Genomic DNA, 15,772 nt, shown 5'->3' with positions numbered 1-15,772 from the left:
CGCCGCCGCCGGGATTGTCGGCCACGTCGGCGAACAGTAGCGCGGGCCGGGCCGCATCCCGGCCGCAGGCCAGTGCCATGCTCGTGGCGTCCTGCAGCGGGGTGAGGCGGGTGATGAAGCGCTGGCGTTGCGACCAGGCATACGCCGCGACGTCGCGCGCCACAGCCTTCGCCCTGGCAGGATCGGTGGCGGTAGCGATCACCGACATGCCGTTTTTCGGCGTGTCGCCCAGGGTGAAGCCGGAAGACACCGAGACGTCGATGACGCCATCTTTGACCTGCGACTGGCCGTAGGCGATTACATCGGCATAGGGCCCAGACTTGGTGTTCTGGCTGGTCGAGGGCGGGATGAATGGCAACTTGACGAAGGCGGCATGCGGTTTCATCCCCGCCAGCATGGCGCGCAGATGGCGCGCGCAATCGGCGCCACGGTCCGGCATGTCGGTATGCGGGTTGCAGCGATAGGCGACCAGGATATCGGCCGCATCGACCATGGCCAGGCTGACATTGGCATGCAGATCGAGCGTGGCGACGACCGGCACGTCCGGTCCGACGATCTCGCGCACGACGCGAAAGACGGTGCCATCAGGGTCGATGTCGCCTGTGGCGGTTGCAGCGCCATGCTGCGACAGGAAAACGCCATCCAGCGGGCCGGCATTGCGCAGATGCAGGCGCAGGCGTTCGATCACCCAATCGAAAAACGCCTGGTCAACCGGACCGGAAGCGCCCACGGCCGCCATGATCAACGGCACGCATTCCCATGGGCCGCTCATGGTCATGGCGGCCGCAAAGCCGGTCAGGGTTGTTGGGCTGCGTGGATTGTTATCGGCCAGGTCGGTCAGCAGCGCGCCGCCCTCCAGCAGCACATTGGCGGCGAATTCCTCGCGGGTCGAAACTGGCGCATGCCCGTTGCTTTCCAGCATGAAGCCACCGACCGCAATGCGTGGCCGCGCCGAAGATGTATTACCAGACGTTATGGTTTCAGACCGCATCATGTGTTGACACCCGACTCCTTGCGACGCCCAATAATGACCACAGTAAAATCATAAAGGAAGGATGCAGGGGATGACTATCGTATCGCGGCGCCTGTTCATGGGGGGCACGTTCGCAGTGCTGGCTGCCGGCAGTTTGGTTTCGCGTGGTTTCGCGCAAGCCGGCACGCATCTGCGGATCGGCACCAAGCTCGAGCTGAACACGCTCGACCCGCATTTCTTCAATGGCTTTCCGCAGGGTTCATCGCACAGCACGATATTCGACGCCCTCCTGTCATATGATGAGCAACTCCGCTTGCAGCCTGGTCTGGCGACTGCGTGGCGCAGCGTTGATGCTCTGACCTGGGAATTCGATCTGCGGCAGAACGTGAAGTTTCATGACGGCACGCCGTTCACGGCCGACGATGTCCTCGCCACGCTGGAGCGCGTGCCGAAGGTGCCGAATAGCCCGAACCCCTTTACGTTCTTCACGCGCGCCATCGTATCCAGCGAGAAGCTGGGCGATCACCGCATCCGCTTCCGCACCGATGCGCCGACGCCGAGCCTGCCGAATGACCTGGCCCGCGTCTTCATCATCTCCAGGAAGCATGTTGCGGCAAGTACCGCGGATTTCAATTCCGGCGCCGCCGCTATCGGCACGGGCCCGTACAAGGTGGCGGAATGGGTCAACAGCCAGTATCTGGTGTTGGATCGTAGCCCACTATACTGGGGAGCGGCGCAACCTTGGGCGCGCGTAACCGAACGGGTGATCAAGAGCGATGCCGGCCGCATTGCCGGCCTGTTATCTGGCGATCTTGATGCCATCGACGAAATTCCCACCATAGACCTGCCGCGCATCCGCGAGGATAAGCGTTTCGCGGTCACAAGCGGCACGGCGGCAACCGTGCAGTATATCGCCATGGACGCGGTGCGCGACGAGAGTCCGTTTGTTTCTGCCAAGGATGGCCAGCCGCCGCTGAAGGGAAACCCGCTGAAGGACCGGCGGGTGCGCAGGGCGTTATCGCTGGCGATCAACCGCCAACTGATCGTCGACCGAATACTGGACAAGTCGGGCGTTCCGGCATCGCAGTTCCTGCCGACATGGTTTGAAGGCACCAGCCCGAAGCTGAAGGTCGAAGCGGTCAATATGGAGCGTGCCAAGGCGCTGTTGAAGGAGGCCGGTTATGAAAACGGCTTCAAGATCACGCTGCATGCCACGAATGATCGCTACCCGAAGGACAAGGATATCGCCCAGGCCATCGGCCAGGCCTGGACCCGGCTGGGCCTGCAGGTCAATGTCGAGGCGCTGCCGGGCACGGTTTTCTTCAGCCAGGCGACCAAGCAGGAATATTCTGCCTTCATGGCGCAGTATGGCATGGAGAATGCCTCCATCGGCCCGCGCGTTCTGATCCATACGCCGGGCGGCGGCTACGGCACCGCCAATCGGACCAAGTTTTCCGATCCGGCCATTGATGCCGTGATCGAGAAGGCTCAGACGGAAATGGATGCCGCCAAACGCAATCTGCTGGTACAGCAGGCGATCGAGATGTCGATGGACGCGCAGGCGATCATTCCGGTTTTCCATCCCAACGCGGAAATGGCCAGCAAGCGCGAGATCGTGATCACGCCGCGTCCGGAACGCCGCTTCAATGCATTGATGATGAAACCAAAGGCCTGATGCGGATTTTTGCCGTCGTCGTCGACTAGACGGCGGCGGCGATCCTGTCGAATACCGCGTGGAACATTGCCTCGGTCAGGCGGCCGGTATTGGTGTTGTAGCGCGAGCAGTGATAGCTGGAAAACAGCGTGACGCCGCCCGGCAGCTTGTGCTCCGAGCCGTGGCCAAACGGCGCCGCCGCGCGTTTCATCTTCAGCGTATCCAGTACGGCGATATGGGCGATCTGACCCAGCGCCAGGATGCCTTTCAGGCCTTTCAGCGCGGCGATCTCGCCGATCAGGAAATTGGTGCGGCAGGTTTTGGTTTCCGCCGGCGTCGGCTTGTTTTCCGGCGGGACGCATTTCACCGCATTGGTGATGCGGCAGCGCACCAGTTGCAGGCCGTCATTCGGATCGGCGCGGAACACGCCTTTGGCGAAGCCGTATCTGATCAGCGTGCTGTAGAGCAGGTCGCCGGCATAGTCGCCGGTAAAGGGTCGGCCGGTACGGTTGGCGCCTTTTAGTCCGGGCGCCAGCCCGACGATCAGCAGGGCGGGATCGGTATCGCCCCAGGGCGGGACCGGCCCGTTGAAGAAACCCGGATAGGCCTGGCGGTTGGCGTCACGGAACTGCGCGAGGCGCGGACAGAGCGGGCAATCGTGGCCCGGCTGGACGGCTGTGGTCATCGGGGCGGGGACGTGGCTCAGCGCAAATGCTTGCGCGGATCGGCCGTGTCGATTTCGTCGAAATCGTCCATTGCCTGAGCCGGGCTGGACGGCGCGACATTGCCCTGGCCGCTGCGCAGCGTGGCATGTACGCCGGCCGTGCGTGAATGATCGCGGGCGGCCTGATCGCGCATGATCTTGGGCATCAGGTCCTGCAATTCGATGAAGGTATCGGCCTGGCGTCGCAGCTCATCCGCCACCATCGGCGGCTGTGTCTTGGTCGAGCTGACCACGCTGACGCGCACGCCCTTGCGCTGCACGGCCTCGACCAGGCGGCGGAAATCGCCGTCGCCGGAGAACAGCACAACATGGTCGATATGCGGCGCCATCTCCATCACGTCGATGGCCAGCTCGATATCCATGTTGCCTTTCACCTTCCGGCGCCCCATGGCATCGGTGTATTCCTTGGCCGGCTTGGTCACCATGGTGAAGCCGTTATAGTCGAGCCAGTCGATCAGCGGCCGCAGCGGCGAGTATTCCTGATCCTCGACCAGCGCCGTGTAGTAGAAGGCGCGGACCAGATGCGACTCCTTGCGGAAGGAATCAAGCAGGCGGCGGTAGTCGATCTCGAAACCCAGGCTGCGGGCTGCGGAATACAGATTCGCGCCATCGATGAAGAGCGCCACGCGCTCCTGCGTATAGAATTTCATGATCTATTCCTTGTTATATAGACTTGGGTTCAATGACCGTAACGTCTTATGTAATCCTTTGTGCGGCGACGACACGCCTAAGGCAAGAATAAAATCATGGCAAGTGATCGATCCGGCATCTTTGTGGCGTTGGGGGCGAACCTGCCCAGTTCCCGGCATGGACCGCCACGCGCCACGCTTGAAGCGGCTTTGCAGATTCTCGCGCACGAGGGTGTTCGAATTCTTAAACGCTCCTCATGGTGGCAGTCACAGGCGCAGCCGGTGTCAGACCAGCCCGATTTCATCAACGGCGTCGTCGAGACCGCGACCATGCTCGAGCCATCCGATCTGCTGGCGCTGCTGCATCGGATCGAGGCGGCGTTTGGCCGCGTCCGGCAGGAGCGCTGGGCGGCGCGGGCGCTCGATCTCGATCTGATCGACTATCAGGGCCGGTTGAGCGGCGGCGAGGGCGGCGCGCCCCTTCTGCCGCATCCGCGGCTGCAGGAGCGGCTGTTCGTGCTGCTGCCGCTGCAGGAAATCGCCCCTGATTGGCGCCATCCCGGCTCCGGCAGCCGGATCGACACCCTGATCGAAAAAGCAAACCCCATTAAAATCAGTAAGTTATAAGGATTTTCTTGGGGTTTGAGGGTGTTTTCTGCTTCTATAGAGGCTTGCACCAGGCGGGAATCGCCCTTAATAAGCGCGCTCCCGTTTTCCGCTGCCGATTTTACCGAGGGTAAACCATGGCCCGCGTCACCGTCGAAGATTGCGTCCTCAAGATCCCGAACCGCTTTGAGTTGGTTCTGCTGGCGGCCCAGCGTGCCCGCGCCGTTTCGTCGGGCGCCGCCCTGACGGTCGATCGCGACAATGACAAGAACCCGGTGGTCGCCCTGCGTGAGATCGCCGACGAAACCGTCGATATCGAGGGCCTGCGCCAGCGCATGATCGGCGGCATGCAGAAGCATGTCGAAGTCGACGAGCCGGAAGAGGACAACATGGCCGCCCTGATGCAGTCGGGCGAATGGGCCGGCGTGCAGCAGGAGAACGACGACCTCGCCGAGGGCATGTCGATCGAGGAAGGCGAGGGCGATGAGGGCCCGGAAGCCGCCGAGGAAGCTGACGAGGCTTGATCCGGACGCCCTGCGTTTCCTGCAGGGCTGATTTCCCTGGATTCTGCCGCCGGCGGGCTTGTCCCCGCCGGTTTTTCGATCAAAATAACTCTTTATGTACAACCGTTTGCCGGAGGCGGAGAACGGGGCAGGAATGATGCGTCCGCGTGTCATGCGTCAGGTTGAGCTGTTGGAGAAAGTCCTCGCCTACGATCCAGCGGCGGACGAGGACCTGCTGAACCGTGCCTACGTGTTCTCGATGAAAGCCCACGGGGCGCAGAAACGCGCCTCGGGCGACCCGTATTTTTCGCATCCGGTGGAAGTGGCTGGCATCCTGGCCGGCATGAAGCTGGACAGCACGGCGATTGCCACCGGCCTTTTGCACGATACCCTGGAAGACACCGTCGCCACGCCCGACGAGATCGAGAAGAATTTTGGCAGCGACGTGCTGCGCCTGGTTGATGGCGTTACCAAGCTGTCGCGCATCGAGCTGCAGTCCGACCGCACGCGTCAGGCCGAGAATTTTCGCAAGCTGCTGCTGGCGATGTCGAACGACATCCGGGTGCTGCTGGTCAAGCTGGCGGACCGGCTGCACAACATGCGCACGCTGCATTTCATCAAGGACCCGGACAAGCGTCGGCGCATCGCCAAGGAAACCATGGAAATCTTCGTCCCGCTGGCCGATCGGATCGGCATGCAGGACCTGAAGGAGGAACTGGAAGACCTGGCCTTCGCCGAGCTGAATGGCGATGCCCGCGCCTCGATCATCGCCCGCCTGGATCAGCTGCGCAGCGAAGGCGGCAGCATGGTCGACCGGATCGCCGACCGACTCAAGCGGACGCTGGCCGAGAACGGCGTCGAAGCCTGGGTCTCGGGCCGCGAGAAAAGGCCATTCTCGATCTGGGAGAAGATGCAGCGCAAGAACATCGCGTTCGAGCAACTCTCCGACATCATGGCCTTCCGCATCGTGGTGCATGATATTGCGGCCTGTTATCACGCGCTCGGCGTCGTGCACCAGACTTGGCCATCGGTACCCGGCCGCTTCAAGGATTACCTCTCGACGCCGAAGCAGAATGGCTATCGCAGCCTGCACACCACGGTGATCGGGCCGGAAAACAAGCGTATTGAAATCCAGATCCGCACCCAGGAAATGCACGATATCGCCGACCTGGGCGTCGCCGCGCACTGGCAGTACAAGCATAACGGCCAGGCCGCGCCGGAGGCGGAAGCGCGGCAATATCGCTGGCTGCGCGAACTGCTGGAAATCCTGGAGCAGACCACCGATCCAGAAGAGTTCCTGGAGCACACCAAGCTCAACATGTTTCAGGATCAGGTGTTCTGCTTCACGCCGAAGGGCGACCTGATCGCCCTGCCGCGCGACGCCACCGTGGTCGATTTTGCCTATGCGGTGCATTCCGATGTCGGCGATACCGCCGTTGGCGCCAAGGTAAATGGCCGCGTGGTGCCGCTGCGCACGGTTCTGCGCAATGGCGACCAGGTCGATATCCTGCGCTCCAAGGTGCCGGCGCCGAACCCGACCTGGCTGAATTTCGTCAAATCCGGCCGCGCCAAATCCTGCATCAACCGCTTCATCCGCCAGCAGCAGCGCGGCCAGTATCACGAGTTGGGCAAGGCGATCCTGGTCAAGGCTTTCCGGGAGCACGACGCCACCGCTTCGGAAAAGGCGTTGGAGCCGGCCGTCAAGGTGCTCAAGCTGCGCTCGGCCGACGATGTCTATGTCGGTGTCGGCGAGGGCAATTTCACCGCGCGGCAGGTGCTCAACATCGTCTTTCCGGGCCAGAAGCAGGACGAGGCCGACAAGGCGCCGCCGCTGCCGCGACCGCATCGCGCGGAACATGGCAAGGGCGGTGGCATCCCGATCCGTGGCCTGATCCCGGGCATGGCGATGCATTTCGCCGGCTGCTGCCATCCGCTGCCCGGCGACCGCATCGTCGGCATCGTCACCACCGGCAAGGGCGTGACGATCCACACCATCGACTGCGACGCGCTGGAGCAGTTCGCCGAACAGCCCGAGCGCTGGCTCGATCTGGCCTGGGATTCGCCGTCGGAAGGCGAGAAGGCCCATGGCCATGTCGGCCGCGTCAGCCTGGTGATCAACAACGAGCCGGGCGCGCTCAGCGCGGTCACCACCATCATCGCCAAGCACAAGGGCAACATCACCAATCTCAAGATCACCAACCGCAGCCCGGAATTCTTCGAGATGTTCGTTGATATCGAGGTGCGCGACGTGAAACACCTGACCAACATCATCGCCGCCCTGCGCGCCACGCCGAGCATCAGCTCGGTGGAACGCGCCAAGGGCTGACCAGCAGAGAGAAACGGAGCCAGATGAACCGCGAGGACGTATTGCAGCATTACCGGGACTCCGGCGCGTTGCTGGAAGGCCATTTCCTGCTCACTTCGGGCCTGCACAGCCCGGTCTACATGCAGTCGGCCCGCGTGCTGATGCATCCGCAACGCGCCGAGGCCCTGTGCAAGGCGCTGGCCGACAATATCCGCGCCAAGCTGGGCCCAAAGCCGGTCGATCTGGTCTGCTCGCCGGCCATGGGCGGCGTCGTGGTCGGCTACGAGCTGGCGCGCCAGCTTGGCGTGCCGTCCATCTTCGCCGAGCGCGTGGATGGCAAGTTCGCCCTGCGGCGCGGCTTCGATATCCCCAAGGGCGCTCGCGTGTTGATGGCGGAAGACGTCGTCACCACCGGCAAATCCAGCCGTGAATGCATCGATTGCATCGCGGCTCATGGCGGCGTGACCGTGGCGGCGTCCTGCATCGTCGACCGTTCCGATGGCGAGGTTGACCTCGGCGTGCCGCTGTTTTCGCTCTGCGGTTTCAAGGTTCCGGCCTATCGCGAAGACGAGTTGCCGCCCGAGCTGCAGAAACTTCCGGCGGTGAAGCCGGGTTCGCGCGGTTTGGCGTAAAGAAAAGAGAGGAATGGCGATGACTTCGCGGATCCTGCGTCTCGGCGTCAACATTGATCACGTCGCTACCATCCGCAACGCGCGCGGCGGCCGTCATCCTGATCCGGTACGCGCCGCGAAACAGGCTGCTGCTGCCGGCGCCGATGGCATCACGGCCCATCTGCGCGAAGACCGCCGCCACATCTCCGACAATGACATCGATCGCCTGATGGCCGAGATCGATCTGCCGCTCAATCTGGAAATGGCGGCCACCGAAGAGATGCTGGCCATCGCCCTGCGCCACAGGCCGCATGCCAGCTGCATCGTGCCCGAGCGGCGCGAGGAACGCACCACGGAAGGTGGTCTCGATGCCGCCGGACAGCGTGCCCATCTGGCGCCGATGATCGACAAGCTATCGGCCGCCGGCATTCGCGTCTCATTGTTCATCGAGCCCTCCAAAACCCAGCTCGATGCGGCCAAGGCGCTCGGCGCGCCGGTGGTGGAGCTGCATACTGGTCGCTACTGCGAAACCGAAGGCGAGGTTCAGGCCGCCGAGCTGCAGCGCATCGTCGATGCGGCAGCCCATGCCAAAACGCTCGGCCTGGAATGCCATGCCGGCCATGGCCTGAGTTTTGATACTGTTACGCCGGTGGCCGCCATCCCCAGCATCGTCGAGCTCAATATCGGCCATTTCCTGATCGGTGAGGCGATCTTCAGCGGGCTCGACAGCGCGATCCGCCGCATGCGCGCCCTAATGAACGACGCCCGCGGCGTCACCGGCCGGACGGCCTGACCGGATGCCCTGATGATCATCGGCCTCGGCTCCGACCTGATTGACATCCGCCGTATCGAGCAGACCATTGCCCGCTTCGGCGACCGCTTCCTCGACCGCATCTTCACGCCGGTCGAGAAGGCGCGCTCCGAGCGCCGCCAGCTCACCCGCATCGAATCCTATGCCAAACGCTTCGCGGCCAAGGAGGCCTGCTCCAAGGCGCTCGGCACCGGCTTCCGCAAGGGGGTGTTCTGGCGCGACATGGGGGTGATCAACCTGCGCAGCGGCAAGCCCTCCATGGCCCTGACCGGCGGGGCGCTGGCCCGCCTGCAGGCCATCCTGCCGCCCGGCCACGAAGCCCAGATCGACGTCTCGCTGACCGACGAGCCGCCGCTCGCCCAGGCCATTGTCATCATCACGGCAAGGCCGATATTACCCCCTGGATTGCCGACCGGTTCGGGTGCTTGACTTTACCGGCCGGTTGCCGGCTTGATGCAGCCCCGGCCGGGGCAAAACGGTCGTAAGGGATTGATTTATATGGATCGGGAGCAAGTGGTGGCGAAGCCGAAAGCGCGTGGCGGAGAACTCTGGGACAGCCTCCGGACCCTCGTTTACGCCGTGCTGATCGCGCTGGGCATCCGCACCTTCGCCTACGAGCCGTTCCACATCCCGTCCGAGTCCATGCTGCCGACCCTGCTGGTCGGCGATTACGTCTTCGTCTCCAAATACGCCTATGGCTACAGCAAGTATTCTCTGCTGTTCAGCCCGCCGATATTCGAGGGCCGCATCCTGGGCTCGGCGCCCAAGCGCGGCGATGTCGTGGTGTTCCGCTGGCCGCATGACCCATCGGTGGATTACATCAAGCGTCTGGTCGGGTTGCCGGGCGACCGCATCCAGATGCGCGAAGGCATGCTGTACCTGAATGGCGAACCGGTGAAACGGCGCCGCGTGGAGGATTTCGAACGCCGCGACCGTTTCGGCAACCTGGTCGAGCGCAACCAGCAATGGGAAGAGACCCTGCCCGGCGATGGCCGCCAGCCGGCGGTCACCTACCGCACGCTGGATCTCTATGCCTACAGTGGCAGCGATAATACCGGCGTCTACACCGTGCCGCCCGGCCATTATTTCATGATGGGCGATAACCGCGACAATTCGCAGGACAGCCGCGTGGCGCTGGAAGTCGGCGGCGTCGGGTATGTGCCGGCGGATCATCTGATCGGCCGCGCCGAGTTGCGCTGGATTTCGATCGAGCCTACGGCCTCGCTGTTGAAGCCGTGGACGTGGTTCAGCGCTCTGCGCTGGAACCGGATGTTCACGGGCATCGACTGAGGCGGGCGTGTCGGCCGAAACGCGGAAATCACCTCTCGACGTGTTGCAGCAGGCGCTCGGCCATAAATTCGCCGATCCGAGACTGCTGGAGGAGGCCCTTGTGCATCCTTCGGCCAATCCGCGGCGCAGCCGGGCCAAATCGGCGCGGCAGAAAACCGCCGAGGCGGTGCCGGTGGTGCGGGATTACAACCGGCTTGAATTCATCGGCGATCGCGTGCTGGGCCTTGTCGTCGCCACGTTGCTGGCCGAACGGTTCCCCCAGGCCGAAGCCGGCGAACTGGCCCTGCGCTATAACGCGCTGGTCAAGCAGGAAAGCCTGGCGCGTTTCGCCCAGTCGCTCGACCTGGGCGATTTCATCCAGCTCTCGCGTTCCGAGCGCGATTCCGGCGGCGCTGGCAAGCCGGCCATCCTGGCCGATGCCTGCGAGGCCGTGGTGGCGGCGCTTTATCTTGATGGCGGCCTGAGGGTGGCCGAACGCTTCGTGCGCCGCTACATGGTGCCGATGCTGGATGAGGTTACCGGCGGCGCAGCCAAGGACCCGAAGACCGCCCTGCAGGAATGGGCGGCCGCGCGTGGCATGGCGGCGCCGAAATACGACGTGGTCAGCCAGGAAGGCCCGCCGCATGAGCCGCGTTTCACCGTGGCGGTGCGTCTGGGCAGCGGTGACCCGGAAAGCGGACAGGGCGGTTCCAAGCGTGCTGCCGAGCAGGAAGCGGCCGGCCGGTTGTTGGGCCGGCTTGAAAACGGAAAGAAATGAGCGACCAGAAAACGGATTCCCCGGCGGCGACCCATTGCGGGTATGTCGCCATCGTCGGCGCGCCGAATGCCGGAAAATCAACGCTGCTGAACCGGCTGGTTGGCGCGAAGGTCTCGATCGTCTCCAAGAAGGTGCAGACGACGCGGGCGCGCATCACCGCCATCGGCATGGAAGGCGACACCCAGATCGTGTTTCTCGACACGCCGGGCATCTTCACGCCAAAGCGCCGGCTTGACCGTGCCATGGTCAATGCCGCCTGGAGCGGCGTCGACGATGCCGATGCCGTGCTGCTGCTAATCGATTCCGAGCGGGGCTACGACGATGAGAGCCGCGCCATCGTCGAGGCGTTGAACAATCGCAAGCGCCCCAACGTGTTGCTGGCGCTGAACAAGGTGGATGCCGTGCCGCGCGAGAAGCTGCTTGGCCTGGCCAAAATGCTCAGCGAGGCCTATCCGTTCGAGCGGATTTTCATGATCTCGGCCCAGAAGGGAACCGGCGTCGACGATGTGCGCCGCGATCTGGCCAGCCGCATGCCGGCGGGGCCATGGCTTTATCCGGAAGACCAGCTTGCTGACGTTCCGATGCGCTTCCTGGCCGCCGAGATCACCCGTGAGCAGGTCTATCATAGCCTGCATGACGAACTGCCCTACGCGATCACGGTCGAGACCGAGAACTGGAAAGACCAGAAGGACGGCTCCGCCCGCATCGACCAGGTGATCTATGTCGAGCGCGAAGGCCAGAAGAAGATCGTGCTGGGCGAGGGCGGCCAGATGATCAAGCGGATCGGCGCCTTCGCCCGCAAGATCATGGAAGAGCAGTTCGAGCGCCGCGTGCACCTGTTCCTGTTCGTCAAGGTGCGCGAGGACTGGGGCGACGACCCGGAGCGCTACGAGGCGATGGGCCTCGATTTTCCGAAAAAGTAATCCGGTCGGCTACACGCCGACCATCAGCATGAATAGCGGCACGGTGACGAAGGCCAGGATGGTGCTGGCCGTCACGATGGCGGCCGCCATCGGCGCGTCGCCGCCCATCTGGCGTGCAAGGATGTAGCTGGCGCTGGCGGTCGGCATGGTGCCCCACAGCACCAGCACCTTGGTTTCCAGCGGGCCAAGGCCCCACAGGCGGCTGAGGCCGAACAGCACCACCGGATAGACCATCAGTTTCAGCACGCAGGCGATGCCGACGGCGCGGCCGGCGCTTTTTGCCGCTTCCCATTGTAGACCGGCGCCGACGGTGAGCAGGCCCATCGGCGCTGCCATGCTGCCCAGCATCTTGAAAACCGGCGCGATGCCGGGCGGCAGCGACAGGTCGGCCACGTTCATCAGGATGCCAACCAAGCAGGCGATGATCAGCGGATTCTTGGCCAGGAACATCACCTGGCCCTTGAAGCTGGTGCTCTGGCCGTGGTCGCCATAACGCGCCAGCGTCAGCACGCACATCACGTTGATGGTCGGGATCGCCAGCGCGATGGTCACGGCAAACAGCGTGATGCCGGCGCCGCCTTCCAGCGCCGCCACGGCGCCCAGGCCAACGAAGGTGTTGAAACGCACCACGCCCTGGAACAGCGACGTGAAACCTGGGCCGTTCACCTTTGCCAGCGGTCGCAGGGCATAGACCAGACCAGCCTGCAGCAGCAGGGCGGCGAACAGCGCGCCCAGCATGCCGCTGGGGTCGAAATCGCCCAGCTTGGCGCTGCTCAGGTTGTCGACCAGCAGGGCCGGGAAGAAGATGAAATAGGTCACCTTATCGGCCAGCGGCCAGAAGGCATCGCCCGGGAAGTTGCCGCGCTTCATCGCGCCGCCGATGGCGATCAGCAGGAAAACCGGAATGATGGCAAAGACGACGGTGAGCATGGAAGGAGGACTCGGGCGAGGCGCGTTTTGCCCGACTGTAGCGGAAGCCGCCTCTGCCGGAAACCGATCCGCTTACGGCGTCGCCAGCAGGATCAGCAGTTCCATTGTCCGGTTGGCGAAGCCGAAACCGAGATAGAGTGCCAGTGCGCGCAGCCCGGCATCGTACCAGCCGATGCCGTCGCCGGCCGCTTGGACGGGCAGCGCACCACGGATCGGCGTGCTTGGCGGGACAGGTATGGCTGGGACTGTGATGGCGGTGGATCGATTGAGCCCGCCCTGTTCAGGCACCAGATACTCGGCGATCTTGGTGCGGGCGGGGCCGTAGATGCGGCGCCAGCGGAAGGCTTCGGCTTCGGCGCTGTCGGCATTGCTGAGCGAGGCACGCGGCACCCAGCTGTCGGCCATCCTGGTGAGGACGACATAGCGGGGGACGACGATTTCGGCTTGCATGCCCATGTTTCAAACCTTGTCAAAACATCATTAAGAAACATTAAAGACGGGTTAATTTTTTCATCCTTAACGGGCATTGCCTGAAGTGGGCCGGCACGGCGAGAATGTTTACCATGTTGCGAAACTGGACGGTCTTTTTCGGGAAAGTGCTGTATGGCGCGGGTCGCGCCATGGTGAACAGCCTGTCTTTCGAGCTGGCCGGCCATATCGCCTATACCGGCCTGCTGGCGATCTTTCCCTTCCTGATCTTCCTCGCCGCCCTGGCTGGTTTCCTGACCGGCTTCCTGGGGGAATATGGCGGTAGCCTCGCTTCCGTGCAGGCGATGCTGGATCTGCTGCCCGAGGATGTCGGGGCCACTTTGGGCCCGGTGATCCATGAAGTGCTGGCGCGTCGCGATGGCGGCCTGCTGACCCTGGGCCTAATCGGCGCTCTGTGGGTCGCCTCCAGCGGGATCGATGCATTGCGGATCGCACTGAACAGTTCATATGGCTTCAGCGAGCCGCGGCCCTGGTGGCTGATCCGGCTGGGCAACCTGGGGGCCATCCTGCTGGGCGGGTTCGTGTTCATCCTGCTGTCGGTGGCGATCGTGCTGGGACCGCTGATCTGGCAGGGCCTGCTCTGGCTGTTCCCCCTGAGCAATGCCGAACGCTGGGCCTTCGTTCTGTTCCGCTATGGCGTCGCCGCCCTGGTGCTGACGGCAGGCCTGTTGGCTTTGCACCGCTGGCTGCCCGGCCGGCATCTGCCGTGGAGCCGGCTATTGCCCGGTGTGGTGGCGACCACGGTGCTGTGGCTGATCCTGGCCGGGCTGTTCTCGCTCTACGTGGCGCGGCTGGGCAATTACAGCGCCACCTATGGCAGCCTGGGTGGGGTGATCGTCACCCTGGTCTTCTTCTATGCCTCGGCCGTGCTGTTCATTTTCGGTGCCGAGGTGAATGCCGCCCTGCTGCGGCGCAGAAGCGTCAAAAAACCGGCCGCAGGCGCCTCCTAGGCTCTGGCCCGCCGCCAGCCCGCTGGCTATGCTCCGTGTCCGGTTTTTAGTTTGCCAAGGACGGGACCAGCCAATGAGCAAGAAGACCAAGAAAGCCCCGGCGAAAAAGCGTACGGGCGCCGTGATGAAGGGCGGGAAAATCGACAAGTCCAACCTGCCGAGCCGGCATGTGACGGTGGGCCCCGAGCGCGCCCCGCATCGCAGCTATTACTACGCCATGGGCCTGACCGAGCAGGAGATCAACCAGCCCTTCGTCGGCGTGGTCACCACCTGGAACGAGGCCGCGCCCTGCAACATCACGCTGGGCCGCCAGGCGCAGGCGGTGAAGAAGGGCGTGAAGGCCGCCGGCGGCACGCCGCGCGAATTCACCACCATTACGGTGACCGACGGCATCGCCATGGGCCACCAGGGCATGAAGTCGTCGTTGGTCAGCCGCGAGGTGATCGCCGATTCCACCGAGCTGACCGTGCGCGGCCATTGCTACGACGCCATCGTGGGCCTGGCCGGCTGCGACAAGTCGCTGCCCGGCCTGATGATGGCCATGGTGCGCCTGAACGTGCCCTCGATCTTCATGTATGGCGGCTCGATCCTGCCCGGCCGGTTCCGGGGCAAGGACGTCACCGTGGTCGACGTGTTCGAGGCCGTGGGCCAGCATGCCGCCGGCAAGATGAACGTGAAGGACCTGCACGAGCTGGAATGCGTGGCCTGCCCCTCGGCCGGGTCCTGCGGCGGCCAGTTCACCGCCAACACCATGGCCTGCGTATCGGAAGCCATCGGCCTGGCCCTGCCGGGTTCGGCCGGCGCGCCGGCGCCGTATGAAACCCGCGACCAGTATGCCGAGGCCTCGGGCCGGCAGATCATGGAACTGATCAAGCTCGGCATCCGGCCGCGCGACATCGTCACCCGCAAGTCGCTGGAGAATGCCGCCCGCGTGGTGGCCGCCACCGGCGGCTCGACCAACGGCGCGCTGCACCTGCCGGCCATCGCCCATGAATGCGGCATCAAATTCGACCTCGATGACGTGGCCAAGATCTTCAAGTCCACGCCCTATATCGCCGACCTCAAGCCCGGCGGGCGTTACGTCGCCAAGGACATGTACGAGATCGGCGGCGTGCAGGTGGTGCTGAACGAGTTGATGAAGGGCGGTTACATCCATGGCGACTGCCTGACCGTGACCGGCAAGACCATCGAGCAGAACCTGAAGGGCGTGAAATTCCCCAAGAACCAGGACGTCGTGCGCCCGATCACCAACCCGATCACGCCGACCGGCGGCGTGGTGGGCCTGAAGGGCAACCTGGCGCCGCGCGGCGCCATCGTGAAGGTGGCCGGCATGGCGCGGCTGAAGCATGTGGGCCCGGCCCGCGTGTTCGACAGCGAAGAGGCCGCGTTCGAGGCCGTGCAGGCCAAGAAGTACAAGGAAGGCGACGTGATCGTCATCCGCTACGAAGGCCCGAAGGGCGGCCCGGGCATGCGCGAAATGCTCTCCACCACTTCGGCCATCTATGGCCAGGGCATGGGCGAGAAGGTGGCGCTGATCACCGACGGCCGTTTCTCGGGCGGCACGCGCGGCTTCTGCGTCGGCCATGTCGGGCCGGAAGCGGCGGTCGGCGGGCCGAT

17 protein-coding genes are annotated in these 15,772 nt (G+C 63.9%); 12 read left to right on the top strand and 5 right to left on the bottom strand.

Features of this window, described 5'->3' with window-relative positions; genetic code table 11:
- Positions 1-994: M81 family metallopeptidase (locus Q1J79_RS19525; protein WP_300303889.1), on the bottom strand; the 994-nt coding region annotated here is incomplete at its 3' end.
- A 70-nt stretch (positions 995-1,064) separates the two neighbouring features.
- Between Q1J79_RS19525 and Q1J79_RS19520 the strand changes: the two genes are divergently transcribed.
- Positions 1,065-2,648 carry an ABC transporter substrate-binding protein gene (locus Q1J79_RS19520; protein ID WP_300303886.1) on the top strand — a complete coding sequence of 528 codons (1,584 nt, stop codon included), beginning with the start codon at positions 1,065-1,067 and terminating at the stop codon, positions 2,646-2,648.
- 25 nt (positions 2,649-2,673) lie between these two features.
- On the opposite strand, the gene Q1J79_RS19515 is transcribed toward Q1J79_RS19520, so the two are convergent.
- Positions 2,674-3,312 (bottom strand): uracil-DNA glycosylase, encoded by a 639-nt coding sequence (locus Q1J79_RS19515; RefSeq protein WP_300303883.1) that lies wholly within the window; start codon positions 3,310-3,312, stop codon positions 2,674-2,676.
- 17 nt (positions 3,313-3,329) lie between these two features.
- Positions 3,330-4,001 (bottom strand): NYN domain-containing protein, encoded by a 672-nt coding sequence (locus tag Q1J79_RS19510; RefSeq protein WP_300303880.1) that lies wholly within the window; start codon positions 3,999-4,001, stop codon positions 3,330-3,332.
- A 96-nt stretch (positions 4,002-4,097) separates the two neighbouring features.
- Between Q1J79_RS19510 and folK the strand changes: the two genes are divergently transcribed.
- The 9 genes from folK to era all read left to right on the top strand — a co-directional run bounded on the left by folK (position 4,098) and on the right by era (position 11,786).
- Positions 4,098-4,607, top strand: coding sequence for a 2-amino-4-hydroxy-6-hydroxymethyldihydropteridine diphosphokinase (gene folK, locus Q1J79_RS19505; protein WP_300303877.1), 510 nt, complete (start codon positions 4,098-4,100; stop codon positions 4,605-4,607).
- A gap of 116 nt (positions 4,608-4,723) precedes the next feature.
- The gene (gene rpoZ / locus Q1J79_RS19500) at positions 4,724-5,110 is read left to right on the top strand and encodes a DNA-directed RNA polymerase subunit omega (protein WP_367183030.1); all 387 of its coding nucleotides are present in this window, start codon (positions 4,724-4,726) and stop codon (positions 5,108-5,110) included.
- 133 nt (positions 5,111-5,243) lie between these two features.
- Positions 5,244-7,415 carry a bifunctional (p)ppGpp synthetase/guanosine-3',5'-bis(diphosphate) 3'-pyrophosphohydrolase gene (locus Q1J79_RS19495; RefSeq protein WP_300303874.1) on the top strand — a complete coding sequence of 724 codons (2,172 nt, stop codon included), beginning with the start codon at positions 5,244-5,246 and terminating at the stop codon, positions 7,413-7,415.
- Between the two features lie 23 nt (positions 7,416-7,438).
- Positions 7,439-8,026, top strand: a complete 588-nt coding sequence (pyrE, locus tag Q1J79_RS19490) for an orotate phosphoribosyltransferase (protein WP_300303871.1) — start codon at positions 7,439-7,441, stop codon at positions 8,024-8,026.
- A 19-nt stretch (positions 8,027-8,045) separates the two neighbouring features.
- Positions 8,046-8,798 (top strand): pyridoxine 5'-phosphate synthase, encoded by a 753-nt coding sequence (locus Q1J79_RS19485; RefSeq protein ID WP_300303868.1) that lies wholly within the window; start codon positions 8,046-8,048, stop codon positions 8,796-8,798.
- A 12-nt stretch (positions 8,799-8,810) separates the two neighbouring features.
- Positions 8,811-9,245 (top strand): holo-ACP synthase, encoded by a 435-nt coding sequence (gene acpS / locus Q1J79_RS19480; protein ID WP_300303865.1) that lies wholly within the window; start codon positions 8,811-8,813, stop codon positions 9,243-9,245.
- Between the two features lie 69 nt (positions 9,246-9,314).
- Entirely contained in the window at positions 9,315-10,106 is a 792-nt protein-coding gene (lepB, locus tag Q1J79_RS19475; protein ID WP_300303862.1) for a signal peptidase I, read from the top strand.
- Between the two features lie 7 nt (positions 10,107-10,113).
- Positions 10,114-10,863, top strand: coding sequence for a ribonuclease III (gene rnc, locus Q1J79_RS19470; RefSeq protein WP_300303859.1), 750 nt, complete (start codon positions 10,114-10,116; stop codon positions 10,861-10,863).
- The gene (gene era / locus Q1J79_RS19465) at positions 10,860-11,786 is read left to right on the top strand and encodes a GTPase Era (RefSeq protein WP_300303856.1); all 927 of its coding nucleotides are present in this window, start codon (positions 10,860-10,862) and stop codon (positions 11,784-11,786) included. The genes rnc and era overlap by 4 nt, the downstream gene beginning before the upstream one ends.
- A 9-nt stretch (positions 11,787-11,795) precedes the next feature.
- Here the strand turns inward: era and Q1J79_RS19460 are convergent, their stop codons facing one another.
- Positions 11,796-12,716: an AEC family transporter gene (locus tag Q1J79_RS19460; RefSeq protein ID WP_300303853.1), complete on the bottom strand. Its 921-nt coding sequence runs from the start codon at positions 12,714-12,716 to the stop codon at positions 11,796-11,798.
- A gap of 72 nt (positions 12,717-12,788) precedes the next feature.
- Positions 12,789-13,172 (bottom strand): hypothetical protein, encoded by a 384-nt coding sequence (locus Q1J79_RS19455; protein ID WP_300303850.1) that lies wholly within the window; start codon positions 13,170-13,172, stop codon positions 12,789-12,791.
- Between the two features lie 107 nt (positions 13,173-13,279).
- Here Q1J79_RS19455 and Q1J79_RS19450 point away from each other — a divergent pair, with 107 nt between their 5' ends.
- On the top strand, positions 13,280-14,155 hold the full coding sequence (locus Q1J79_RS19450; RefSeq protein WP_300303848.1) for a YihY/virulence factor BrkB family protein: 876 nt from the start codon (positions 13,280-13,282) through the stop codon (positions 14,153-14,155).
- Between the two features lie 124 nt (positions 14,156-14,279).
- Positions 14,280-15,772, top strand: a 1,493-nt coding sequence (gene ilvD, locus Q1J79_RS19445) for a dihydroxy-acid dehydratase (protein ID WP_300303892.1), incomplete at its 3' end; no start/stop codon positions are given.

The organism is Ferrovibrio sp. (assembly GCF_029255545.1).
Taxonomy (GTDB): domain Bacteria; phylum Pseudomonadota; class Alphaproteobacteria; order Ferrovibrionales; family Ferrovibrionaceae; genus Ferrovibrio.
This window is presented reverse-complemented; position numbering and strand designations above follow the sequence as displayed.

Bases quoted from the DNA above. Each gene is read 5' to 3' on its own strand.
- Q1J79_RS19520 (WP_300303886.1), top strand. From the start codon at position 1,065: ATGACTATCGTATCGCGGCGCCTGTTCATGGGGGGCACGTTCGCAGTG.
- Q1J79_RS19515 (WP_300303883.1), bottom strand. From the start codon at position 3,312: ATGACCACAGCCGTCCAGCCGGGCCACGATTGCCCGCTCTGTCCGCGC.
- Q1J79_RS19510 (WP_300303880.1), bottom strand. From the start codon at position 4,001: ATGAAATTCTATACGCAGGAGCGCGTGGCGCTCTTCATCGATGGCGCG.
- folK (WP_300303877.1), top strand. From the start codon at position 4,098: ATGGCAAGTGATCGATCCGGCATCTTTGTGGCGTTGGGGGCGAACCTG.
- rpoZ (WP_367183030.1), top strand. From the start codon at position 4,724: ATGGCCCGCGTCACCGTCGAAGATTGCGTCCTCAAGATCCCGAACCGC.
- Q1J79_RS19495 (WP_300303874.1), top strand. From the start codon at position 5,244: ATGATGCGTCCGCGTGTCATGCGTCAGGTTGAGCTGTTGGAGAAAGTC.
- pyrE (WP_300303871.1), top strand. From the start codon at position 7,439: ATGAACCGCGAGGACGTATTGCAGCATTACCGGGACTCCGGCGCGTTG.
- Q1J79_RS19485 (WP_300303868.1), top strand. From the start codon at position 8,046: ATGACTTCGCGGATCCTGCGTCTCGGCGTCAACATTGATCACGTCGCT.
- acpS (WP_300303865.1), top strand. From the start codon at position 8,811: ATGATCATCGGCCTCGGCTCCGACCTGATTGACATCCGCCGTATCGAG.
- lepB (WP_300303862.1), top strand. From the start codon at position 9,315: ATGGATCGGGAGCAAGTGGTGGCGAAGCCGAAAGCGCGTGGCGGAGAA.
- era (WP_300303856.1), top strand. From the start codon at position 10,860: ATGAGCGACCAGAAAACGGATTCCCCGGCGGCGACCCATTGCGGGTAT.
- Q1J79_RS19460 (WP_300303853.1), bottom strand. From the start codon at position 12,716: ATGCTCACCGTCGTCTTTGCCATCATTCCGGTTTTCCTGCTGATCGCC.
- Q1J79_RS19455 (WP_300303850.1), bottom strand. From the start codon at position 13,172: ATGGGCATGCAAGCCGAAATCGTCGTCCCCCGCTATGTCGTCCTCACC.
- Q1J79_RS19450 (WP_300303848.1), top strand. From the start codon at position 13,280: ATGTTGCGAAACTGGACGGTCTTTTTCGGGAAAGTGCTGTATGGCGCG.